This is a genomic window from Saccharopolyspora dendranthemae, from assembly GCF_007829955.1.
Lineage (GTDB): Bacteria > Actinomycetota > Actinomycetes > Mycobacteriales > Pseudonocardiaceae > Saccharopolyspora > Saccharopolyspora dendranthemae.
This window is the reverse complement of the sequence record NZ_VIWX01000002.1, coordinates 478,140-501,336: the sequence shown is the minus strand read 5'-3', so window position 1 is coordinate 501,336 and position 23,197 is coordinate 478,140. Positions and strand designations below refer to the sequence as shown.

Here is a 23,197-nt window from a genome sequence, read left to right as displayed (position 1 = left end):
ACTCAGCGCTCCTCGACGCGCTCGGCCGCGCGCAGCTGCCAGCGCGCCAGCGCGGCCATCGCCGGGAACGGCAGCAGCACCAGCAACGCCCAGGAGACCGGGACGCCGAGGACCCGCACCTCGTCGAGCACCGGAGCCGCCGCGAACACCAAGGGCAACCCGAAGACCAGCGCGAACAGCAGGAGAAGAGTCACCGCGCCGAGCCTGCGCTGCGCCCGGTGCAGGGACCTCGCCCGCACGGCCTCACCCGGTTCCAGGCGCGGCGCTCGCCAACGCCGCCGCATCACGCGGCGAGCGTGCGCCACCCGGGTTTGCGGGCTGGTCACCGCCACCCGCTTCGGGCCACCGCTCATCCGCGCCCCCGCGGCTGGGCCGCCTCGGCCTGACGGGCGTTGTCCAGCAACCGCTCCCGCAGGTCCCGGGCGTGCCTGCGGCTGACCGGGACGTCCCCGGCGTCGGTGTGGGCGTTGAGCGCTCCGGCGGAATCGCTGCGCAACTCCCGCACCGCCCCCAGCGACAGCAGGAAGCTGCGGTGCACCCGCACGAAACCGGCTCCCTCCCAGTACTCCTCGAGCCGCGACAGGGGCATGCGCACCACGTGCACGCCGCTGCGGGTGTTCAGCCGCACGTAGTCGCCGTGCGCCTCGGCGAACAGCACCTCGCTGCGCCGCACGTAGCGGGTCCGGCCCGCCGTCTCCACCGGGAGCGCGACCATCGCGTCCGGCTGCGCCGGAACGGGTTCCACGACGTCCTCAGTGGTCAACAGCCGGGCCACGCGGTCCAACGCCGCCGAGAGCCGTTCCGCGCGCACGGGTTTGAGCAGGTAGTCCACGGCTCCGATGTCGTAGGCCTGCACGGCGTGCTGCTCGTACGCGGTGACGAACACGATCACCGGCGGCTCGCTCATCTTCGCCAGCAGCGATGCCAGCTCCATGCCGTCCAGCCCGGGCATGGAGATGTCCAGGAACACCACGTCGAACCGGTCGCTCTGCAACGTGCGCAGCGCGCTCAGCGAGTCCGAGGCCGCCACGACCTCGGCGACCTCGGGCGCCTCCCGCAGCAGCCTGCACAGCTCGTCGAGCGCGGGCGGGAGGTCGTCCACGGCCAGCGCGCGCAGTCCTTCGCTCAACTCGGCACCACTCCCGGATGGAATCGCGGGACGCGGACGACCACTCGGGTGCCCGCTCCCTCGGCGGTTTCCACGACCAGCCCGTACCAGGCGCCGTAAACGCTGCGCAGCCGCCGGTCGACGTTGGCCAGTCCCACCGAGTCGGCAGGCCCGTGCCCGGCGAGGATCGCCTCGGCGTGGGCGGGGTCCATCCCGGCCCCGTCGTCCTCGACGCTGATGACCAGGTCGTTGCCCTCGGCTTCGCCGCGCACCTGCACGGTGCCGACCCGTTGGGTGCCCGGGGTGAACCGGGGTTCCATGCCGTGCCGCACGGCGTTCTCGACCAGCGGCTGCAGCACCAGGTACGGGATCGCCACGGCCAGCACCTCGGGCGCGACGCGGATCTGCACCCGCAGCCGCTCCCCCAGCACCGCGCGCTGCAGAGCGAGGTAGGTCTCGATCGCGTGGAACTCGTCGGAGACGGTGGTGTAGTCGCGGTGCCGGGCCAGCCCGTAGCGGATGAACTCGGCGAAATCGAGCATCAGCTCGTGGGAGCGCTCGGGGTCCGAGCGCACGAGCGAGCCGATCACGGTCATGGCGTTGTACATGAAGTGCGGGGAGATCTCGGCCCGCAGCGCGCGCAGCTCGGACTGCGCGGCCAGCTCCGCCGAGTGCTCCAGCCTGCCGTGCTCCAGCGCGTCCTCGACCCAGGCGGTGGCTTCACGCACCGCGGACGTCCGGACCTCCCCGTCGATGACCAGCACCCCGGCGAGCTCGTCCTGGACCAGCAGCGGCATCGCCACCAGCGGTGGGCGGCCGCTGCGGGTTTCGGTGTGCAGCACGTCGGCCACCGAGGTCACCGCGTCCGGTTCGGCCTTGGACCGGCCGGACCACTGCAGCGACCCCGACAGATCGCTGATCCCGACCGCGTTCACGTCCAGGAGCCTGCGGAGGTCGCGCAGCGCGCTGGGCACCCCGGGTCCGGCGGGACCGGCGCGCAGGTTCACGGCCAGGCGTCGCGCGGTGCGCAGCACCGATTCGGAGTCCGAGCGCCGCAACGACCACGCGCCCGACGGCGTGCGGTGGGTCGGTGCCGGCATCGAGAACCCCAAATCGCCATTGATGGATGCTGGGATGCTAATCCGTTCGGCTGACGTGAGCGAGACCGCTCATCCGCCGCTCGTCGCGGTGCAGGGACGTTCGGACGCGTCAGCACGGCGATCGGTCGCGCAGGTGGTGCCACAGATCACGGGAGTTGCTTACGTTGCGTGCCCAGTACCGCGCACCGAGCACGAAGGAGTGTCCGTGAGCAACGCAGCCCACGATCGATTCGCACCGTCCGAGGAGTTCGCGGCGCAGGCCAACGCCACGTCGGCGCTGTACGGCCAGGCCGATGCGGACCGCGAGGCGTTCTGGGCCGAGCAGGCGTCGCGGTTGCACTGGGATCAGAAGTGGGGCCAGGTCCTGGACTGGTCCGACGCGCCCTACGCCAAGTGGTTCGTCGACGGCACGCTCAACGTCGCCTACAACTGCGCGGACCGGCACGTCGAGGCCGGCAACGGTGACCGCGTGGCCATCCACTGGGAAGGCGAGCCGGGCGACAGCCGCGCCATCACCTACGCGGAGCTGCAGCGCGAGGTGTCCCGCACCGCCAACGCCCTGGCCGAACTCGGTGTCGGCGCGGGTGACCGGGTCGCGATCTACCTGCCGATGCTGCCCGAGGCCGTGTTCTCGATGCTGGCCTGCGCGCGTCTCGGCGCGATGCACAGCGTCGTGTTCGGCGGCTTCTCCGCCGAAGCGCTGCGCTCGCGGATCAACGACGCCGAGGCCAAGGTCGTCATCACCGCCGACGGTCAGTACCGGCGCGGCAAGGCCATGCCCCTGAAGGCAGGCGTCGACGAGGCCATCGCCGAGGCCCCGAGCATCCAGCACGTGCTGGTCGTCCAGCGCACCGGCATCGACGTGCAGTGGAACGACGCGCACGACAAGTGGTGGCACGACGTCGTCGACCGCCAGCCCGACACCCACACCCCGCAGGCCTTCGACAGCGAGCACCCGCTGTTCATCCTCTACACCTCGGGCACCACCGGGAAACCCAAGGGCATCCTGCACACCTCCGGCGGCTACCTCACCCAGGCCGCCTACACCCACCACACCGTCTTCGACCTCAAACCCGACACCGACGTCTACTGGTGCACCGCCGACATCGGCTGGGTCACCGGGCACACCTACATCGTCTACGGCCCGCTGGCCAACGGCGCCACCCAGGTCATCTACGAAGGCACCCCGAACGCGCCGCACGAGGGCCGCCACTGGGAGATCGTCCAGAAGTACGGCGTCACGATCTACTACACCGCGCCGACCACGATCCGCACCTTCATGAAGTGGGGCGCGGAGATCCCCGCGAAATACGACCTCTCGTCGCTGCGGGTGCTGGGCTCGGTCGGTGAACCGATCAACCCCGAGGCCTGGATCTGGTACCGCAAGAACATCGGCTCCGACCGCACCCCGATCGTGGACACCTGGTGGCAGACCGAGACCGGCGCGATCATGATCTCGCCGCTGCCCGGCGCCACCGCCGCCAAACCCGGCTCGGCGCAAACACCGCTGCCCGGCATCTCGGCCAAGGTCGTCGACGAGAACGGCACCGACGTCGGCCCCGGTGGCGGCGGGCTGCTGGTCCTGGACAAGCCCTGGCCGGCGATGCTGCGCGGCATCTGGGGCGACGACGAGCGCTACAAGGACACCTACTGGTCCAAGTTCGCCGACCTGGGTTTCTACTTCGCCGGTGACGGCGCCAAGTACGACGCCGACGGCGACATGTGGCTGCTGGGCCGCGTCGACGACGTCATGAACGTCTCCGGCCACCGCATCTCCACCACCGAGGTCGAATCCGCGCTGGTCTCGCACCCCAACGTGGCCGAAGCCGCCGTCGTCGGCGCCAGCGACCCGACCACCGGCCAGGGCATCGTGGCCTTCGTGATCCTGCGCGGCGGCGTCGCCGACGAAGCCGGCGGCGAAACCGCCCTGGCCGAACTCCGCGACCACGTCTCCAAGGAGATCGGCCCCATCGCCAAACCACGCCAGATCATGGTCGTACCCGAGCTCCCCAAAACCCGCTCCGGCAAGATCATGCGCCGCCTGCTGCGCGACGTCGCCGAGAACCGCGAAGTCGGCGACGTCACCACCCTGGCCGACTCCTCGGTGATGGACCTGATCTCCCAGGGCCTCCACACCGGCGCGTGACCCCGCCACGAGTGGGTGGCCGGGAGGAGCTCTCCCGGCCACCCACGAAGCCACCGCCGTGAGCCTCGGCGGCGGTGTCGAGGCCGTGCGGCGCGACGACCCGCAGGATTCCGATTCCTGGCCCAGCGGATTCGGCTCGGCGAAGCTCGGGTAGCCCTTGCGGAAGGACACCTGGGAGTCGCAGGACATGGCGAACCCGGCTGGACACACGTCTCCCGCAGCACAAGACCTGCAGCACCTCGCTCGAACCTCAAATCGCTCCTACTCGACCGAAGCCAGGTCGGCCGGATCGACAGACGTCGGTGGTGACGACCTGCGGGCAAACCTGCGAGCACCACGTGGATGCCCGTGGCAGGGTTGGCACCCCAGGAACAACCACGTCGATCATCGGCTCGGCACGAGGAACGCTGCAGGAACCGGGAGCAGAAGGTCGGGTGGACGAACCCCGCGGGAAGGAGATATCGGTGGCCCGCAACCTCGCCCACAAGCTCATCGCCTCGCACTTGGTCGACGGCGATCTCTCGGCCGGCGCCGAGATCTCCCTCACCATCGACCAGACCCTCACCCAGGACGCCACCGGCACGCTGGTCATGCAGGAACTGGAGGCGCTCGGACTCTCCCGCGCCAGGACCGAGATCAGCGTGCAATACGTGGACCACAACCTGCTGCAGACCGACGAGAAGAACGCCGAAGACCACGAGTTCCTCCGGTCGGCCAGCCGGCGCTACGGCCTGTGGTTCTCCAAGCCCGGCAACGGCGTCTCACACCCCACCCACATGCAGCGCTTCGGCGTGCCCGGCAAGACCATGGTCGGATCCGACTCGCACACCTGCGCGGCGGGCTCGCTGGGGATGCTCGCCATCGGTGTCGGAGGCCTGGAAGTGGCGTTGGCGATCGCAGGCCAGCCCCTGCGCGTGCGGATGCCCGAGATCTGGGGCGTGCAGCTGACCGGCGAACTCCCGCACTGGGTCTCCGCCAAGGACGTGGTGCTGGAGATGCTGCGCCGCCACGGAGTTTCCGGTGGTGTCAACCGCATCATCGAGTACCACGGGCCCGGGTTGGCCGGGCTCACGGCGATGGACCGGCACGTCATCGCCAACATGGGCGCCGAGCTGGGCGCGACCACCACGGTGTTCCCCGCCGATTCCGCGGTCCGCGAATTCCTGCGCGCCGAGGGCCGCGAGGACGACTTCCTGGAGCTGGCTGCCGATACCGACGCGTCGTACGACGTCGAGGACCACATCGATCTGTCGGCGCTGGAACCGCTGATCGCGCGACCCTCCGCCCCGGACAACGTCGTACCGGTGCGGGAAGTCGCCGGGACCGAGGTCAGCCAGGTCGTCATCGGCTCCTCGGCCAACCCGGGGCTCCGCGATTTCGCCATCGCTGCGGCGATGGTCCGCGGCCGCCAGACCCATCACGCGGTCAGCTTCGACATCAACCCCACCTCGCGGGAGATCCTCGAAGACCTGACCCGCATGGGTGCGACGTTCGAGCTGATCGCGGCGGGTGCGCGGATCCACCAGTCGGGCTGCATGGGGTGCATCGGCATGGGACAGGCACCTGCCGTGGGGAGCAACTCCCTGCGCACCTTTCCGCGCAACTTCCCCGGCCGGTCCGGCACGCGCGAGGATTCGGTGTGGCTGTGCTCCCCGGAAACCGCAGCGGCCTCAGCGCTCACCGGCATGATCACCGACCCGCGCGATGCGGACCAGGACTACCCCGAACTCGCGCTCCCGGACCACGCATCGGTCAACACCGCCATGCTCGTGCGCCCCCTTCCGGAGGAGCAGGCACGCGCGGTGGAACTCGTCAAAGGCCCCAACATATCCGCTCTGCCGGACTTCCCACCGCTGCCCGCCAGGGTCGAGGCACCGGTCCTACTCAAGGCCGGTGACCACGTCTCGACCGACGAGATCTCCCCGGCGGGCGCCCGCGCGCTGCCGCTGCGCTCCAACATCCCCGCGCTGGCTGAGCACACCTTCACGCGCATCGACACCGACTACCCGACCCGCACCCGCTCCCATCCCGACGGCCACATCGTGGTCGGCGGGCACAACTACGGCCAGGGCTCCTCGCGGGAGCACGCCGCGATCACGCCTCGCTTCCTCGGCCTGCAGGTCGTGATCGCGAAGTCGTTCGCACGAATCCACTGGCAGAACCTCGCCAACTTCGGCATCGTGCCGCTGGAGTTCACCGATCCCGACGACTACGACGACATCGCGGTCGACGACGCCCTCCTCATCGACGACTTGCGCAACCGCCTGTCGACGGCCGACGAGCTCGACGTCCGCAACACCACCCGCGACCGGACCTTCCGGGTGCGGCACCGCCTGTCCCCCCGACAGGTCGAGGCGGTGATCGCAGGTGGCGTGATCCCGCTGCTGGCATCCCGCGCCAGCAACGACTGAACCGCTTCTCGCCCAGCAGCAACACGAAGCGAAGCGCGCAAGACGCCCTACCGCACAGAACCTCGTCGTCCAGCTGCCGTCGGGCTGCACGAAGGCGTGGACCCCGTCGGAGACCTCCTGCGCCCGGCCGGCTCATCGGGACTCCGGGACGCAAGTGTTGCGCTGCGCACCGAGCGCTTCGACGTCGAAGAGCAGGTTCGCCGCGACGTCGGACTGCTTGCGCTCCCCGTTGAGATCGAGGGTGATCTCCAGTTCCCGGTAGTCCCCAGCAGCTCGGTCGGGACGAGGAACGGCCCGGTCGGCAGGAAGGTGGGCCGGTTCCTCGCCCGGATCCAGTCACCGCCCAACGGCCTGTGCTCAGCGGGAAATGGGAGGTTGCGCGCTGACGTCGTCGACCTGCGAGGACTCGGCCGGAAGCAGAACGTGGTCGTCCGGTCCGCAGATCGCGGCGGCAGTCCACCGAAGAAGAACGCGCGGCCGTGCGGGCCTCGTCGTCCATCATGCGCAAGTTCGTTGAACACCACCAAACCCGCGATGTGCTCGGCGGGCTCCGCCACGGTGAGGTCCCGGCCGGCGCGGCCGACCACGGCCGCAACCTCTCGCCGCGATTGGCCACGAGCACGCCCTCCATCCGACCCCGCCCGTCCTCGTTGACGCCCGTTCCCGCAGGGCACGGTCGAATCAGCGGGATTTTCGAATCGGAATGCTTAGAAAGTGATCGGCCCGGGTAGATCTGGATCACGAGATCACATGACAAGGAAAGGACGAAAACCCATGATCACGCTTGGAATCGTGCTCCTCATCGTCGGCTTCCTGACCGGAGTTCAGGTCATCTGGATCCTCGGCATCGCCGCCGTGGTGGTGGGCGCGGTGTTCGTCATCGCAGGCAAGACCGGCCACGCGATCGGCGGTCGCTCCCACTGGTTCTGAGGGGCGAGAGAGGGCTGGGATGCGGTTGACCGGAGTGACCTGGCGAGACGCGGCCAAGTGGTTCCTGACACCGTCCGAGCGCGGAAACCCGTCGACGATGCTCGACGGGTTCGCCCCGGCGACGCATTCGTGGTCCGAGGGCAACCTCGCGCGGCCCTTGATCGACGGCGCGGAGTACTTCCCGCTGCTGGCGGCGGAACTGGCCGACGTCCGCGCAGGCGATCAGGTCTTCTTGTCTGCGTGGCTCGTCGATCAGGACAAGCGGCTCGACGGCCCGGGTACCTCGATGAGAGAGCTGTTCGCCCGCGTCCTGCGCAGCGGAGCATCGGTGCACGCGCTGCTGTGGTGGCCGTACCTGAACGTCGATGGCGGGCTGGTTTCCATCAACAGGGAGTTCGCCTCATCGCTGCGGGCAGCGGGCGGGAACGTGGTGCTCGACCAGCGGGTTCGTCCCGCTGGCTGCCACCACCAGAAGTTCCTCGTGATCCGCCGGCCGCAGCGACCGGAAGCCGACGTCGCGTTCGTCGGCGGGATCGACCCCTGCCCGAGCCGCCTGGACGATCACGCGCACCACGGCGACGAGCACGTGCAGCGCTCCATCGACGCAGGCACCTACGGCCGGCGACCGGCCTGGCACGACGCGCACCTGCAGCTGCACGGGCCCGCGGTCGACGACGTCGAGCACTGCTTCCGCGAACGGTGGGGGGACGCCGCGAACTCCCGCCGAGGATTCAACCGAATCCGGCTGCGGTCTCGCAGCCTGCCCGGCGAGCTTCCCGAACGGTTACCGCCGCCACCACGATGCGGCCCGCACTCCGTCCAGCTGTTGCGCACGTACCCGACCAAGCACCCGCCCTATTCGTTCGCCCCGAAGGGAGAGCGAAGCGTCGAGAGAGGTTCGGCTAGATGGATTTTGAAGGGCTTCGATAGAGAGCTTCTATAGGGCCTGCGAGACCGCGCCTCTCATTGAGACGTCTCCTCACCGGAGTCCGAGCACTCCCCGGCACCAGATGCGCGGACTCATCGCGGGATGCCCGTCCCGAGCACCATCGAACCGGGTTCGCGCACCGGCAGCCGCGAAACGCGTGGGCGAACAACCTCGAGAAGGTGATCCTGACCCCGTCGGCCGCTAGGCTGCGGACATGTCGTCCTCCGAGCGTCGTGACATGCCCACGGACACCAGTCAGCCCAGTGCGGCCCGCGCCTACGACTACTTCCTCGGCGGGAACAGCAACTTCGCCGCGGACCGGGATTTCGCCGAGCAGGTCAAGGCCATCGCGCCCAGCGTCCCCAACGTGGCCAGGCTCAACCGGAACTTCCTGCGGCGGGTCGTGCAGTACAGCCTCGACCAGGGCATCCGGCAGTTCCTCGACCTCGGCTCGGGCATCCCCACAGTGGGCAACACGCACCAGATCGCCGACGCGGCCGGCATCGACGCACGCGTGGTCTACGTCGACAGCGAACCGGTCGCCTACCACCACAGCCGCAGCCTGCTCGGCGAGCACCCGAACGCCACCATCATCCAGACCGACATGCGCGATCGGGAACTCGTCCTCGGCCACCCCGAAACCCAGCGGCTGCTCGACTTCAGCCAGCCGATGGCGTTGCTGGTGGTCGGAGTGCTGCTCTACCTGCCGGACCCGGAACCGATCGAGCTGATCCGCGGCTACCGGGAGCACCTCGCGGCAGGAAGTCTCGTCGCCGTGAGCACGCTGACCGACGAACACGCCGCCCCCGCGCTGCGCGACGAGATCCAACGTCTTCGCGCCGCCTACGCCGACGCCGGCGAGCCCGTGTATCCCCGCGATCACGCCGAGCTCGTGCCCTGGTTCGAGGGCACGACGCTGGTCGAACCAGGGCTGGTCACCCTGCCCGAGTGGCACTGCGACGACCTGTCGGAGTTCACCGACGTCGCCAGCACCCTCGGATACGGCGCCGTCGCCCGCATCCACTGACCGCGGCTGCGCGGAGCGAGCGAGAACGTGCTCCCGCACCAGACGATGATCGGACGCCGACCGGTCGAAGCGTCCTCCCGGACATCGACATCGTGCTCCGGAATCCGAGTGCCCCGAACGAGGTGTTGACGCGCCCGGAACAGCAGCCGCACCATTGCGCCATCAGCACCACGGTGCGCGATGAGCAACAACACCGATCCCTGTCGCGCCCGCAGTGCGCTGATCGTTCCAGGAGGCACGTCCGGCACTCGTTCCTCCAACGGGCGCCGGTATCCCGCAAGACGCTGGAGGGCCCGATGAGGATCCTGGTCGCCGACGCCTTCCCCGAGGAATACCGGCATCGGCTCGTCGCAGCCCACGACTGCGACTACGAGCCGGACACGACCGCCGACCAGCTGCCCGCGGAGCTCGCCGGGTACGAGGTGCTGGTCGTGCGCAGCACGCGCGTCACCGCTCAGGCGCTGGAATCCGCGGACGCGCTGCGGCTGGTGCTCAGAGCGGGTTCCGGAACCAACACCATCGACCACGACGCCGCCTCCCGCCTGGGGATCCACGTCTGCAACGTGCCCGGACGCAACGCGATCGCGGTAGCCGAGCTGGCCTGCGCGCTGCTGCTGGCCATCGACCGCAACGTCGCGGACAACGTGGCCGATCTCCGCGCGGGCAGCTGGGACAAGAAGCGCTACTCGCGAGCGCGCGGGCTCTTCGGTCGCGACGTCGGCGTCGTCGGGCTCGGCCAGGTCGGCCTCGCCTTCGCCGAACGAGCCGCCGCCTTCGGAACGCGGGTGCACGCCGTGACCAAGCCCGGCCGCGATGACGCGACGCTGGACCGCGCCCAGGCCATCGGAATCACCTTCGTCGACGACCTCCCCGAACTCGCCCGCACCTGCGACGTGCTGTCGCTGCACGTGCCCGCCACCGACACCACCACGCGGCTCATCGACCGGGAACTGCTGGCTCAGATGCGGCCCGGCACGATCATCCTCAACACCGCGCGCGGCGACCTGATCGACGAGGACGCTCTGATCGAGGCGATGGAGACCAAGGGAGTGCGGGCTGGGATCGATGTCTTCGCCGACGAACCCACCGCAGGCACCGGAACCTTCCGATCCCGGCTCGCCGCGCACCCGAACGTCTGCGGCACCCACCACATCGGAGCCTCGACCGAGCAGGCACAGGAGGCCGTTGCCGCCGAGGCCGTGCACGTGATCGAGGAGTTCGCCGCGGGGACCGTCTTGCACTGCGTGAACCCCCGGACCCCACGGGAGTTCGCCTCGTCCCTGCCGACGAGCGACCGGACATGAGCACGCCACCCACCGAGGCCACGGGGGCAGGCCTCACCGCACGGCTGCCGCGCAACCTCGGCTTGGACCGCCGATGGGGCGAGAACCCGGTCGGCGCAGCGCGGCTCCGCGAATCGCTCGGCTCCAGCCGGTACCAGCGCATGCCCGGTCCGGCCGTGGTCGTGTACCGCATCGCGAACGGGCGTCACCAGCAGACCGGAGTCGTCGTGGAGGTCTCGATCGAGGACTACCGGGCCGGTCGGATCCGGCAGCACGAGGCCACGCAGCCCGAACGCGAACGGCTCCTGGAGGAATCCACCGAGGCGTCCGGGATCGAGCGGACGCCCGTGACGCTCGCCCACTCCCCGGACCGAGCCCTGCGGTCGGTGACCGAGAGCCTCACCTCGACCGAGCCCGACGTCGACCTCACCGCCGGGGACGGCACGCGGCACACCGCGTGGTTCCGGAGGGACCCCGAGCTCGCGCGGGCCGCCGAGCTGGGCCTGCGCGGGGTCGACGCGCTCTACATCGCCGACGGCCACCACCGGATGGCCGCGGCCGAGCGCTACGCCACGCGACGCCACCACCTCGGCCCGGACCACCCTGCCGCGTTCACGCTCGCCGCGCTGTTCCCCGCCGACGAGATGCGGGTCTTCGGCTTCCACCGCTGCCTCCCCGTCCCGCGCGACTCCGCCGCCAGGACGCTGGAGAAGCTGAGATCCCTCGCGGTGGCGGAGAGGTGGGAGGAGCACTCCGCCGCGGCCCCGGAGCCGGGTGTCGTGGTGGTTCGCTTCGCCGGGGAGCGCCACCGGCTGAAGCTCCGACCTCGCGATGCGGACGGGCACGTGCGCGCGTCGCTGGACATCGTCACGCTCGACGAGGAAGTCCTGCCCGCGCTCGGGATCACGCAGGCCTCGTGCGGCACCGGCCCGCCCGAAAGCTGTCGACACCCCGCCGACGAGGCGGTGCTGCTGGTCGCCCACCCGCCCAGCATGGGGCAGATCATGGCGGTCTCGGACGCGGGCCTCGTGATGCCACCGAAATCGACGTGGTTCGCGCCGAAACCCGCCCCCGGACTGTTCTTGCGCGACCTGACCGACCCGGCATGACCCGCGCCGGACATCGGAAACCCGCGCACCATCCGCGTCGACCCTTTCCCACACCTCGCACGGCATGCCCGTCTGCTCAATCGAGAGCAGACCCACGATGGAGCAGGCAGCACGACAACACCCGCTTGTCTCAAGCGATTTCGGGAATCTGAACCGGAGGCTGGTTCCGGACTCGTCCCTAGGACCTCACCCCGCGCAGCCGTGGTGATCGATCCTTCGGTCGGTCGCCACGGGTTCGGTGCGTTCATGCTGATCAGTCCGTCGAACGGTCAACGCGGCTCCGTCCCCTGATTCCGGCACCCGCTGGCCCGGGGCCGGGTTCGGCCGTGACCGCTGCAGACCGTGGCGCTCAGGCATCGACGATGCTCTTGAGCCGTTCGAGCGTGCGTTCGATCGCACGGGCGTTCTTCTGCGGGGCTCGCATCCATTCGAGCAGTCGTGGGGTGCGCGCGGTGGACCAGTCGAAGGTCTCGGTGACGCGCGTGCGGTCCTCGTCCAGAGGTTCGAGGCGGTAACGCCATCGGTGTCCGGAGAAGTGGCGCCATGCGATCACCCGATCGGGCTCGTACTATACGACGGTGTTGCGGATCGTGTAGGCGACACCGATGCGCATGCGCATGCCGAAACGAGAACCCAACGCCAATCGATCGGGCCCCGACAGGCGGCCGCGAACGCTGCCGGAACCGTCGAAGGTGCTGTGCTGATGTGGATCGGCCAGGAGATCGAACACTTCGTGCGGCTTGGCCGACACGTCGACGCTGCGGGATACCGCGCGTTCTGCTTCACGATGGCTGCTTCCTTCAACAACTCCCACACGCCACACGCTACCGCTATCTACCGGCGAGTAGGAAGCCGCGACACGAGGCCAGCGAGGTTTCCGCGAACGGCGACCAATCCACGCGCCAAACAGCTCCGAACCCGCTACAACGGTGGACCGGTGCGTCAACCCGCTGGTCCACCGTTCCCAGACGGCAGAACGATCAGCGATTCCGGGGTGATGGCGATGCCAATTCCACGAGCGGGTGACGTCCGGGGCCGAATCCGCATCGGATCGGGCGGGGGGGTGCGGATGAAACCCGCAGTCGATGTGGTCCTTCCCTGTCTCGACGAAGCCGCAGCGCTGCCGGGGGTGTTGGCGGGATTGCCCCGTGATGCCGGGTACCGCGCTGTGGTCGTGGACAACGGCTCCTCGGACGGCTCCGCCGCGGTCGCCGCGCGGTCGGGCGCCACCGTGGTGCACGAGCCGCAGCGCGGCTACGGAGCTGCGGTGCACACCGGTTTGCTGCAGGCGACCGCGGAGATCGTGTGCGTTGCCGACTGCGATGGTTCGATCGATCTCGCCGAGTTGCCCGCCTTGGTCGAACCCGTGCGGGAAGGCAGCGCTGATCTCGCGGTGGGCAGGCGGGTGCCCGTGCAGCGCAACGCGTTTCCGTGGCACGCACGGGCGGGCAACGCGGTGCTGGCCGCGGTTCTGCGCCACCGAGGTGTGCAGGTGCGGGACCTGGGGCCGGTGCGGGTGGGGTGGCGTGCCGACATCCTCGGACTGCAGGTCACCGACCGCGGATTCGGCTACCCGTTGGAGGTTCTGGCGCGAGCTGGACGTGCGGGGTGGCGGATACGGGAATTCCCGGTCACCTACCACGAGAGATCGGCCGGAACGCAGTCGAAGGTAACCGGTTCTGCGCTGGGGACCGCCCGCGCGGTGCGCGACATGCTGGGGGTGCTGCGATGACCTCGCGGACCGTCGTGCTGGTCGTGGCGAAGGCTCCGGTGCCCGGGAAGGCCAAGACGAGGCTGACGCCGCCCGCCACCGCCGATCAGGCCGCCGAGATCGCCGCGGCCAGCCTGTTGGACACCTTGGACGCGATCAAGACGATGCGCGCCGAGCCCATCGTGGCTTGGACGGGCGAGATCGCGGCTGCTCAACGGGCGGGCGACATCGCCGCGGCCCTCGCCGGAGCGACCGTGCTCGCACAGCGTGGCGCCGCTTTCGGTGACCGCCTGGCAGCGGCGCACGCGGATGCCGGGCGCGCGTTCCCGGAGAGCCCGGTGTTTCAGATCGGGATGGACACCCCGCAGGTGACTCCCGAACTCCTCGCTGCGGGCGCCGAGCCGTTGCACCGCGCCGCGGGACCGGATGCCGTGCTCGGCCCGGCCAGCGACGGTGGGTGGTGGGCACTGGGCCTGCGCGAACCTCGTTTCGCCGAGGCACTGCGGAGCGCTCCGATGTCACGGCCGGACACGGGTGACCGGACATTGCGAGCATTGCGCGCGGCCGGGCTTCGCGTCGAGCTGCTCGCCGAGCTCTCCGACGTGGACACCATGGTGGACGCCCAGCAGGTCGCGAAGTCGGTACCGGAATCTCGCTTCGCCACAGCGGTCCAGCAGGTGGCGATGAACATCGGCGGCCGACCGTGAACGCGAGTGCGTTCGATCCTGCGTTGCTCGCCGACGAATGTTGCCTGCTCCTGGACAGCGGTGAACGCGAGCAATTGCCGGTGCGGCGCTGGAACGGCGAACCGGATGCCGCCGATGTCCTCATGCTCGACCGGTGCCTCGGGCCCACGCTGGATGTCGGTTGTGGTCCTGGACGCATGACTCGGGCGCTGACCGTCCGGGGAACTGCTGCGATCGGCATCGATACCTCCGGGGTGGCGGCGCGGATGACCGCGGAACGCGGGGGTTTTGTCATGCGCCGCAGCGTGTTCGAGCGAATTCCGGGCGAAGGGAGCTGGCGTCACGTGCTGCTGGCCGACGGCAACGTGGGTATCGGTGGCGACCCGGTGAGCCTGTTCGGCCGGATCCACCAGCTGCTGGCACACGGCGGCAGCGCGGTCGTCGAACTCCAACCACCGGGCATCGGCGTGCGGTGCAGACGCGGGAGCATCCGCGGCGGCAGCTGGTTCCGCTGGGCGCACGTGGGGATGGATGCGGTCGACGGGATCGCCGAAACCGCCGGCTTTCGAACCGGGTGGACGGCCCACCGCGACGATCGGTGGTTCGCCGAACTGATCCGGATCTAGGCGACCGCACCGGGCCTTCCGGACCTGTGACGGACCGCAGGACCAGTGCGAGGGGAGATCATGCAGCGAACGTACCGAACGACCACGACCTGGGGCATGCGCCTCGGTGGAGTGGCCCTGGTGATGACCGTGCTTCCGGGGTGCGGCGGGCCCAGCGCTCCACCACCGCCCGAACCACCGGCCACTCCGCCGCACACCACACCCGGCGGGCCCCTTCCTCCACCGGCCGAACCCGAAGAAGCACGACCGGTCTCGGGGCTGCCTCCTGGGCGAATCCTGCCACTTCCAGGTGGTTCTCCGGAAGGCGCCGTCGTGGATCCGGCTACCGGCATTCTGGCCGTGGCGTTGCGGCAACCGGACGGTGTGGCGTTGGTCGACCCTGATTCCGGGGAGGTGCGCACGGTTGCGACGCCGGGAGCTGCGCGGCACCTCTCGTCGTCCCGTCCCGGAGAACTGCTCCTGTCGGCCGAGAACACCGACATGCTCATCCGGGTCGCTCTGCCGCAGGGCACGATCACCGAGCAGGTCCAGGTGGGTCGTCAGCCGCACGACGCCGCGTCGTTCGGCCGGAGCCTCTTCGTGTCCAACGAGGGCGGTGGCAGCGTCGGGGTCGTGCAGGACGGGAAGATGTCCCGCGAGATCCCGGGGTTCGCTCAACCCGGCGGCCTCACGATCAGCGGCGACAGGCTCGTCGTCGTGGACGTGCGGAAGAACACCCTGCACATCATCGAGCCAACCACGATGGCCGAGATCGCGGAACTGCCCGCCGGTGCGGGGCCCAGTCACGTCCGACCCATCGGAGCGGGTCGGGTCGCGGTGGCGGACACGCGCGGCAATGCCGTGTTGACCTACCAGGTCACCGGGATGCCGCGGCAGATCAGCCGGAATACAGTTCCCGGTAGGGCCTACGGGCTCAGCTCCGATCCCGGTCGGGGACTGCTCTACACCGCGCTGTCGAACACGAACCAGGTGGTGCGTTGGCGAACCGGCCCGGACGGTTCCTTGCGCGATCCCAAGACGCTGGCCACCGTACGCCAGCCCGACGACGTCGCCTCGGACCCGCGCACCGGCACCGCCTACGTCGTGGGGCGAACGGATGCCCAGGTTCAGCAGATACCCGAATCGGCTTTCGGCCCATCGTGATCCCCCGAGGGGCAGTCCGTTGAACGACGGACGAGGAGTTCGGATGAATCAGCGATCACCGACCGGCGGCACCGCCTCCGCCGATCGGAACCCGGCCCCTACGAGCCGGTTTCGGCCGATGTGGTCCGCCTGGACGCGCTTGGGGACGTTGCTGCTCGTCGTCGGTGCGGTCGGGATCGGGGTCCTCCGCAACGGCGTGCCGACGCTGGCGACCGCGCAGTCCTGGGTCGCCGATTTCGGCTCGTGGGCGCCGCTGCTGTTCGTGCTGGTGTACGCAACGGCCACGGTGTCGTTGTTGCCGATGACGGTGCTGTCCGCCTTCGCCGGAACCCTGTTCGGGATACCGATCGGGATCGCGGTCGTGTGGTGCGGTGCGATGCTCGGATCCACCGCAGCGTTCCTGCTCGGCGGTGGCCGTACCGCAGCGGCCGTGGACCCGGCTGCTGGTGCGCGGCGCGGATTCCTCCAGCGGCACGGCACCTGGGCGGTCGCGGTGACGCGCCTGGTGCCGGTCGTCCCGCTGGGTTTGGTCAACTACGCCTTCGCCATCACTCCGGTCCGCTTGCACCAGTACGTCATCGGCACCGGCATCGGCATCATGCCGGTGACGGTCGTGCTGGTCACATTGGGAGACCGAGCCACGTCGCTGCAGTCGCCGGTGTCGATCCTCGTCGTCTCCGCGCTGGCCGTTCTCCTCGCCGGCGGCGCCGTGCTCGCCCGGGGGCGCCGAACCAGGTCGTCGAAGGACGTCGAGCGCACGGTGCCCGACGACAACGGCCACGGGGAGGACAAGGCCCGGTGAAGTCCACCGACGGCGACTCCGCCACGCTCGTCGACCAGCGGGAACACCCGCAGCGGACGAGTTGGCGCTGGGCGGCCCTGCTGGTCGGGAGTCTGGGGATCATCGCGGCGTTGCTGGTTCCGTTCATGCCGGTACTCGCGAAGAGCACGACCGTGAGCTGGCCGCCGAACGGACGCCCGGCCGAGTCCACGATGGCCTTGTTCGTGCCGTACGCCCCCGCGCAGGTGCACCTGGACCTCCCCTGCTCCGCGGTGCGCTCGGGCCAGCAACGAGCCGAGCCGACAACCCTGGTCAGCAGCACCGCTCCCGGACGCCCCACCGAGGGTTTCGCGGTGACCACCGCAGACGATCGAATTCTCGTCCTGGTCGGCGGGCGGGAGATCTTGTCCGCTCCAGTCCCGGACGGCGAGTGCTCGGTGGTGCTCGACGCCGATGCGAGCGGAACGACCGTGCGAGCAGGCGATCAGGTGCGCACGGAGCCGCAGGCGCACGTCGAAGAGGTCGACGCGCTGGCGACCGACCTCCCACCGCAGGAGGCGAGCGCCCTGACGGTGCGCGCTACGACCAGCGACTGGTTCAGCAACACGCCGAGTGCGCCCAAGGTCGTGCTCATCGTCATCCAACTCGCGCTGGCCACCGCAGCATTGGCGTTGCTGGTCTCGGCCGACCGGCAACACCGAAGGAGAGCACCGGGCCGCCGCCTGGTCCGACGGGCCATGTCACGCCTTCGGGGCGGATGGCCGCCTCGCGCGGTCGATGTCGGCGTGGTCGGCGTGCTGGGCTTCTGGACCGTGCTGGGGCCCGCGACACCGGACGACGGCTTCGCCAGCGTGATCGCCCGTCAAAGCCAGCTGACCGGGGTCGCCAGCAACTACTACCGGTGGGAGAACACCTCCGAGGACCCGTTCGCCCTGGCCCACCACGTGCTCGAACCGTTCGTCGCCATCAGCGGCGATCCGATGGTCTTGCGGATCCCCAGCGTGCTGGCCGGCCTGCTGACCTGGCTCGTGCTCAGCCGGGGAGCGGCGCCGGTGCTGCTGCCCCGGATGAGCCGCGCGGTCGGTATCCGCGCCCTGCTGGCGCTGAGCTTCCTGGCCTGGTGGCTGCCGTTCGGGATGGGAACCCGGCCGGAAGCGCTCACCGCCCTCGGCGGCACAGTCGCCCTGGCTTGCGCTGTCCGCGGAGCGACCCGGGCCGACGGACACGCCCTGCTCGGTCTGGGCGCGCTGGCAGCGGGATTGGCGACCGCGGCCAGCCCCGTCGGGTTCACCAGCTTCGTCCCGTTCCTCGTCCTCGCACCGCGAATTCTGCGCCGGCTGCGGGAACGCGACCCGGCTCGACCGGTGTGGTCGACGATCCCACAGCTGGCCTTGCTGGGATCGGCGGCAGCGGTCGGCCTCATCGCGATGTTCGCCGACCAGTCCTGGTTCGGGGCGGCCAGAGCCACCGAACTGCACCAGTTCTACGGTCCGAACGTGCCCTGGTTCCAGGAAGTGCAGCGGTACGACCACCTCCTCGGCTTCGACCTCGAAGGGTCGATCGCCCGCCGTGTTCCCGTCCTGCTCATGCTGACCCTGCTGGTCTGCACCGCGCTGCTGGTCGCTCGCGGAGCCCGGCGCCTGCCCGGAATGCGGCTGATCCACGTCGCACCCGCCTGCACGGCCATCAGCATCGCGCTGTTGTGGTTGACCCCGTCGAAGTGGACGCACTACTTCGGCGCGTTCGCCGGCATCGGCGCCGCGGCGCTGGTGTCCTCGATCGTCGTGCTCGTGGTCGCGTGCCGACGATGGCAGCACGATTCCGGCGCGGTCGTGATCGGCCTGATCGGCACCGGCCTGGCCGTCGTCGCCGCCGCGACCTCGTTCTCCAGTACCAACAACTGGTTCCTGCACTCGCAGTTCGGTGTGCTGTGGGGACATCAGCCGTTGCGCCCGTTGAACAGCCCGCTCTGCTGGTCGTTGCTCGCCGCTGCGATGCTCGTGGTGGGGCTGCTGCGAAGCCGCAGCCATCCCGGCGCTGGTGCGCGGATGATCCTTCGCGCACCAGCAGTGCTGGCCGTCGCGGCCGTCGTCTCGTCGGTGGGAATGTTGCTGGTGTCGTTCGCCGTGGCGCCGATGCGCCAGCAGGACAGCTATTCGCTCGGCGGCCAGAACCTCTCGCAGACCCGGGGCGACCCGAACTGCGGAATCATGGACGAACTCATCGCCACACCTGAAATCCCGAACGGAACGCTTCAACCCGGCGAAGGAACCGATCAGCTGCGCGGATTCACCCCTGATGCCGGCTTCGCCTCGGACCCACCCGACCCACCCGGTACCGGTGCGGCGCGCTGGTCGTGGGGCAGCCTCACCGGCGGAGCGATCAGCACCGGATCGATGACCAGCCGGTGGTTCACCCTGCCCGCATCACTCACCGACCGAGAACTCGCCGTGACGGTCTCGGGACGAACCGGCGACGGGAACAGCCTGGCCCTGGAGTTCGCGCGGTCCCAGCCCGGCGGCGCACCTCGCCCGCTCGGCCAACGGATCATCGACGACTCCTACAAGGACTCCGACAAACGCGCGACCTACCCCACCGACCACGTCATCACCCAGCAACCGCAGGACAACCCGGAGTGGCGGACCCTGCACCTCGACTCGCGAGCCGTTCCTCCCGGTGCCGACCGCGTCCGCGTTCGAGCCACCGACGCCACCACCGACCCGGCGGGCTGGATGGCCGTCACCGGGCCGCGCATCAGGGAGGCGGTGCCGCTTCGGCAATTCCTGATGCGGAGGCCCAGTCCGGAACCGACCTATGTGGACTGGTCGATGACCTGGTCGCTGCCGTGCGTGCGCGACCTGGCCGCCGTTGGTGACGGTCTGGTCCAACCACCGAGGCTGTTGTTCAACCCGCCCGAAACTCTGAAGTTCGCCGGCGAGGCCGCCTACGCACGGGCGGTCGGCGGAAGCTTCACCGGGGTGAACGAACTCGGCACCCGCAGCGAAGTCCCCACCCGGCTCCTCGGCAGCGAGGACGAACCCCGCAACGAGCAGTGGGGGCAGGTCGAGACCGTGGCCTACCCGCTGCGGACCGACGGCTACGACACCGAATCGACGTGGACCTCCCGATGGGGCTGGCAGGGACCGCCGCGGATTTCAGCGCCGCCGGCACCGACGTCCGAACACCCGTAGCCACCTCACACGCCTGCTGAACCAAGACGATGGTGGAAGGAAGCACGAGATGCACGTACTCATCACCGGTGGAGCTGGATTCATCGGCTCGCACATCGCCGACGTCCTGCACGCCCGCGGACACCGCGTTCGGCTCCTGGACGCGCTGCTCCCCGCCGCGCACGGCAGTCAAACCGTGCCCGATCACCTTGAGGGCTACGAAATCGTCCGGGGCGACATCCGGGACCCCGCGGTTCTGCGCCGCGGGCTGACCGGGATCGACGTGGTCTGCCACCAAGCCGCCATGGTCGGACTGGAAACCGGCATGAGCGACATGCCGGACTACGTGACGCACAACGACCTCGGCACCGCCCACCTGCTCGCCGGGATGGCCGACGCCGACATCGGTCGGCTGGTGCTCGCGAGTTCGATGGTCGTGTACGGAGAAGGGCGCTACTCCTGCCCGGACCACGGCCCGGTGCAACCCGGCCCCCGCACACCGGCCGATCTCGACCGCGGGCTCTTCGAACCGCGATGCCCGCGATGCGGCAGTCCCCTGGACCCCGAACTCATCCCGGAAGACGCGGCGCTGGACCCCCGAAACACCTACGCCGTCACCAAACTGACCCAAGAGCACCTGGCCGCTGTGTGGGCACGCCACACCGGGGGGTCCGCTGTCGCACTGCGGTACCACAACGTCTACGGACCACGAATGCCCCGCAACACCCCCTACGCAGGAGTCGCTTCACTCTTCCGCTCGGCACTCGCACTGGGCGAAGCACCGAAGGTCTTCGAAGACGGCGCCCAACGACGGGATTTCATCCACGTCCACGACATTGCCCGCGCCAACTTGGCGGCAATCCAAGGCGAATCACCCGGGTTCACCACTTACAACATCTGCTCCGGGCAACCGCGCACCATTGCCGACATGGCCACCGCCCTCGCGCAGGCGGCCAACGGACCGAGCCCGATCACCACCGGCCAGTACCGCCTCGGCGACGTCCGCCACATCACCGCCGACCCGGCGCGAGCCGAGCAGGACCTGAACTTCCGGCCCCAGATCGACTTCGACGACGGCATGAAGGAGTTCGGCACAGCCGAACTCCGCGCATGACACGCTCGTCCAGAACCCGGCGCTGCTTGCCGGATCGGCTTTTCCGGCTCGGGGCGGTCCTGGCACGACCGCCGACCACGCACGGTCCGCAGCCACGACGGAAGTAGTCAGCACCGCTGATCAGAGGATGGGCTCAGGTCGGATCATCCACGCCGGAGGACTCGCGGCTGCGCTCCCTTCGGAGTGCTATCACCCTGCGAATCACGTAGATGGCCGCACTCACCACGACGAACGTCGCGCTGAGAGCCAACCAGCGACCGAGGTAGGGCTGTTGGTCCTGACCGGTCGCGGCGAGATGCGTCGCCGTTCCCTGCTGGACGACACCGGGGAAGAACACCAGGAAGAGGAGCCCGGCGGCCAGCACGGGCAACCGAACGTGGTTGACGATCGGCACCCGCGCCTTGGGGGGCGAGCGCAACGATCCGGCCAGGGCCCGGTCCGCCAGCGAGTACACCGGCAACAAGACCAGATCGTGCACCACGACAGCCGCACCGAACCACACGGCCATCCGCACAACCTGTGGTTCCTCCCAGACCAGAAGGGCGCTGTAGGAGGCCAGCGCGAAACAGCCGACGACCGCGAGCAGATGGACGGGACCCGCTCCGTAGAGCTTGGTGAACCACCCTCCCCCGGCCATCTCAGCCCTCCCGGAACTCGAGCTGTTGGACCCATTTCGTGTTGTGCACCCCAGGCAGCGCCGGGACGATGACCCGCGCCGGGTACCCGTGGTCCAGCGACAGTTCCGCGCCGTTGACGCGAAGCGCCAGCAAGGAATCTGGATCGCTCACCTGGTTCGCCTGCAGCGTCGCCTGGTTGAACGCGCCTGCAGCTTCCAGGGATCTCACATGCGCGGACAACGGCGTCGACACCCCCGCGAGAGTCGCGAGATCACGCAGCCGCACACCGCTCCACACCTGTGTCGTCGACCAACCCTCCACGCATGCGATGGGCAGCTTCGCCGAGTGCTGCGCCATTTCCCGCAGCCCGGCAAGGTCGAGTTCGACAGGCATCGGCCCACCCAGGAGCACCAGCCGCCACGTCGGGCCGGTGGACTCCGCGGTGACACCCGCCGCCTCCGAAGTGCGATTGATGGGAAAGCCATTCGGCCCCTCACCGCTGACCCGGCCTCTCGGCAGCAACAGCGCGCTCTGCCGAGTGAATCCTCCTGCGCTCTGCCCCAGGGTGAGCGCACCGATCAGGAGCGAACCACCGCCGACCAGAGCGAGCGCGCCTCTCCGCGACAGCGTGGGCTCGGACGGCTCGCGCGCGACCAGGTCGTCCTCGACCGGCTCCGGGCGGGTCTCCGCCCGAGACGTCCTCAGCATCTGCCGAAACGATCGGGATCGCAGTCCTCTGATCATCTGGGGGACCTTCAGGACGACGTGCGCGACGAAGGCTCCGATGAACACCCACGCCCCGAAGTAGTGCGCCGTGTAGAAGCTGAACCCGAAAACGTAGTCGTACTGAATGTTCAGAACCCCGGTGACGATCTCGAACAACACGCCGCCGACCAGCAGCAGCAACGTCAGCCGTTCCAAGAGCTGGGCCACTGATCGGCTCGGCGGCCAACTCAGCAGCTTCGGGGCCACCGACCACAGCTTGGCCAGCACCAGGGGGATCAGAACCAAGCCCAGCCCGACGTGCACACCCTGGCTCAACCGATACAGCCAGGCAGGCCGGGTCGGCCAGTCGAACGAAGGCAGCCGCAACCACCCCACCTCGGGAGGCATTGCTTGCCCGAACTGCGGCCCGTAAGCGATGTACGACAGGAGCCCGGTGATGATCACCAGCGGCAGACCAGCCAACAGGACCGCACCGAACACCGACGTCAACCACGGGCCGCGCAACGGGCTCCGCCACAGTCGGCTCCGCCCGAAACCCGGCGGACGGTGGCGAGCGAGCATCCGCCACCCCCGGGCCGGGA

Annotated in this window: 22 protein-coding genes; 14 read left to right on the top strand and 8 right to left on the bottom strand. The window is 69.4% G+C overall.

All coding sequences use genetic code 11. From position 1 onward, the window contains the following. Nucleotides 1-2: 2 nt before the first annotated feature. From FHU35_RS11210 to FHU35_RS11200, 3 genes are read right to left on the bottom strand one after another with little or no spacing between them, the layout of a single operon-like run. On the bottom strand, nucleotides 3-353 hold the full coding sequence (locus FHU35_RS11210) for a hypothetical protein (protein ID WP_145738433.1): 351 nt from the start codon (nucleotides 351-353) through the stop codon (nucleotides 3-5). Next, a complete protein-coding gene (locus FHU35_RS11205; protein ID WP_145738432.1) occupies nucleotides 350-1,129 on the bottom strand; it encodes a LytR/AlgR family response regulator transcription factor in 780 nt (259 codons plus the stop codon). Before FHU35_RS11205 ends, FHU35_RS11210 begins: the two co-directional genes overlap by 4 nt. Beyond that, on the bottom strand, nucleotides 1,126-2,208 hold the full coding sequence (locus FHU35_RS11200; RefSeq protein ID WP_145738431.1) for a sensor histidine kinase: 1,083 nt from the start codon (nucleotides 2,206-2,208) through the stop codon (nucleotides 1,126-1,128). Before FHU35_RS11200 ends, FHU35_RS11205 begins: the two co-directional genes overlap by 4 nt. A 205-nt stretch (nucleotides 2,209-2,413) precedes the next feature. Here FHU35_RS11200 and acs point away from each other — a divergent pair, with 205 nt between their 5' ends. Then, nucleotides 2,414-4,354: an acetate--CoA ligase gene (gene acs, locus FHU35_RS11195; protein ID WP_246110241.1), complete on the top strand. Its 1,941-nt coding sequence runs from the start codon at nucleotides 2,414-2,416 to the stop codon at nucleotides 4,352-4,354. 464 nt (nucleotides 4,355-4,818) lie between these two features. Further along, on the top strand, nucleotides 4,819-6,765 hold the full coding sequence (locus tag FHU35_RS11190) for an aconitate hydratase (protein ID WP_145738428.1): 1,947 nt from the start codon (nucleotides 4,819-4,821) through the stop codon (nucleotides 6,763-6,765). A gap of 47 nt (nucleotides 6,766-6,812) precedes the next feature. Here FHU35_RS11190 and FHU35_RS30415 read toward each other — a convergent pair whose 3' ends face one another. Next, nucleotides 6,813-7,352 (bottom strand): fumarylacetoacetate hydrolase family protein, encoded by a 540-nt coding sequence (locus FHU35_RS30415; RefSeq protein ID WP_186459379.1) that lies wholly within the window; start codon nucleotides 7,350-7,352, stop codon nucleotides 6,813-6,815. Between the two features lie 187 nt (nucleotides 7,353-7,539). Between FHU35_RS30415 and FHU35_RS29240 the strand changes: the two genes are divergently transcribed. The 5 genes from FHU35_RS29240 (at nucleotide 7,540) to FHU35_RS11165 (ending at nucleotide 12,042) form a co-directional block, all read left to right on the top strand. After that, nucleotides 7,540-7,695, top strand: a complete 156-nt coding sequence (locus FHU35_RS29240) for a DUF6131 family protein (protein WP_186459378.1) — start codon at nucleotides 7,540-7,542, stop codon at nucleotides 7,693-7,695. 19 nt (nucleotides 7,696-7,714) lie between these two features. After that, on the top strand, nucleotides 7,715-8,638 hold the full coding sequence (locus FHU35_RS11180; RefSeq protein ID WP_186459377.1) for a phospholipase D-like domain-containing protein: 924 nt from the start codon (nucleotides 7,715-7,717) through the stop codon (nucleotides 8,636-8,638). 199 nt (nucleotides 8,639-8,837) lie between these two features. Next, nucleotides 8,838-9,650 carry an SAM-dependent methyltransferase gene (locus FHU35_RS11175; RefSeq protein ID WP_145738425.1) on the top strand — a complete coding sequence of 271 codons (813 nt, stop codon included), beginning with the start codon at nucleotides 8,838-8,840 and terminating at the stop codon, nucleotides 9,648-9,650. 296 nt (nucleotides 9,651-9,946) lie between these two features. Then, a complete protein-coding gene (locus tag FHU35_RS11170; protein WP_145738424.1) occupies nucleotides 9,947-10,954 on the top strand; it encodes an NAD(P)-dependent oxidoreductase in 1,008 nt (335 codons plus the stop codon). Further along, the gene (locus tag FHU35_RS11165; protein ID WP_145738423.1) at nucleotides 10,951-12,042 is read left to right on the top strand and encodes a DUF1015 family protein; all 1,092 of its coding nucleotides are present in this window, start codon (nucleotides 10,951-10,953) and stop codon (nucleotides 12,040-12,042) included. The genes FHU35_RS11170 and FHU35_RS11165 overlap by 4 nt, the downstream gene beginning before the upstream one ends. A 349-nt stretch (nucleotides 12,043-12,391) precedes the next feature. Here the strand turns inward: FHU35_RS11165 and FHU35_RS30315 are convergent, their stop codons facing one another. Then, a complete protein-coding gene (locus FHU35_RS30315) occupies nucleotides 12,392-12,595 on the bottom strand; it encodes an SRPBCC family protein (RefSeq protein ID WP_342788505.1) in 204 nt (67 codons plus the stop codon). A gap of 15 nt (nucleotides 12,596-12,610) precedes the next feature. After that, nucleotides 12,611-12,856 carry an SRPBCC family protein gene (locus tag FHU35_RS30310; protein WP_342788504.1) on the bottom strand — a complete coding sequence of 82 codons (246 nt, stop codon included), beginning with the start codon at nucleotides 12,854-12,856 and terminating at the stop codon, nucleotides 12,611-12,613. A gap of 255 nt (nucleotides 12,857-13,111) precedes the next feature. On the opposite strand from FHU35_RS30310, the gene FHU35_RS11155 reads away from it, so the two are divergent. The 7 genes from FHU35_RS11155 to FHU35_RS11125 all read left to right on the top strand — a co-directional run bounded on the left by FHU35_RS11155 (nucleotide 13,112) and on the right by FHU35_RS11125 (nucleotide 21,273). Then, the gene (locus FHU35_RS11155) at nucleotides 13,112-13,774 is read left to right on the top strand and encodes a glycosyltransferase family 2 protein (protein WP_145738422.1); all 663 of its coding nucleotides are present in this window, start codon (nucleotides 13,112-13,114) and stop codon (nucleotides 13,772-13,774) included. After that, entirely contained in the window at nucleotides 13,771-14,460 is a 690-nt protein-coding gene (locus tag FHU35_RS11150) for a TIGR04282 family arsenosugar biosynthesis glycosyltransferase (RefSeq protein WP_145738421.1), read from the top strand. The genes FHU35_RS11155 and FHU35_RS11150 overlap by 4 nt, the downstream gene beginning before the upstream one ends. Next, on the top strand, nucleotides 14,457-15,065 hold the full coding sequence (locus FHU35_RS11145; protein ID WP_145738419.1) for a methyltransferase domain-containing protein: 609 nt from the start codon (nucleotides 14,457-14,459) through the stop codon (nucleotides 15,063-15,065). Before FHU35_RS11150 ends, FHU35_RS11145 begins: the two co-directional genes overlap by 4 nt. Before the next feature lie 312 nt (nucleotides 15,066-15,377). Further along, nucleotides 15,378-16,208 carry a YncE family protein gene (locus FHU35_RS11140; protein WP_145738418.1) on the top strand — a complete coding sequence of 277 codons (831 nt, stop codon included), beginning with the start codon at nucleotides 15,378-15,380 and terminating at the stop codon, nucleotides 16,206-16,208. Between the two features lie 43 nt (nucleotides 16,209-16,251). Further along, nucleotides 16,252-17,010 carry a TVP38/TMEM64 family protein gene (locus FHU35_RS11135; RefSeq protein ID WP_186459376.1) on the top strand — a complete coding sequence of 253 codons (759 nt, stop codon included), beginning with the start codon at nucleotides 16,252-16,254 and terminating at the stop codon, nucleotides 17,008-17,010. Then, nucleotides 17,007-20,180, top strand: coding sequence for an arabinosyltransferase domain-containing protein (locus tag FHU35_RS11130; RefSeq protein ID WP_246110240.1), 3,174 nt, complete (start codon nucleotides 17,007-17,009; stop codon nucleotides 20,178-20,180). Before FHU35_RS11135 ends, FHU35_RS11130 begins: the two co-directional genes overlap by 4 nt. A gap of 49 nt (nucleotides 20,181-20,229) precedes the next feature. Next, nucleotides 20,230-21,273, top strand: coding sequence for an NAD-dependent epimerase/dehydratase family protein (locus FHU35_RS11125; RefSeq protein ID WP_145738416.1), 1,044 nt, complete (start codon nucleotides 20,230-20,232; stop codon nucleotides 21,271-21,273). A 133-nt stretch (nucleotides 21,274-21,406) separates the two neighbouring features. Here the strand turns inward: FHU35_RS11125 and FHU35_RS11120 are convergent, their stop codons facing one another. Further along, nucleotides 21,407-21,910 (bottom strand): hypothetical protein, encoded by a 504-nt coding sequence (locus FHU35_RS11120; RefSeq protein ID WP_145738415.1) that lies wholly within the window; start codon nucleotides 21,908-21,910, stop codon nucleotides 21,407-21,409. 1 nt (nucleotide 21,911) lies between these two features. Then, nucleotides 21,912-23,096, bottom strand: a complete 1,185-nt coding sequence (locus FHU35_RS11115) for a molybdopterin-dependent oxidoreductase (protein ID WP_246110239.1) — start codon at nucleotides 23,094-23,096, stop codon at nucleotides 21,912-21,914. Nucleotides 23,097-23,197 lie beyond the last annotated feature (101 nt).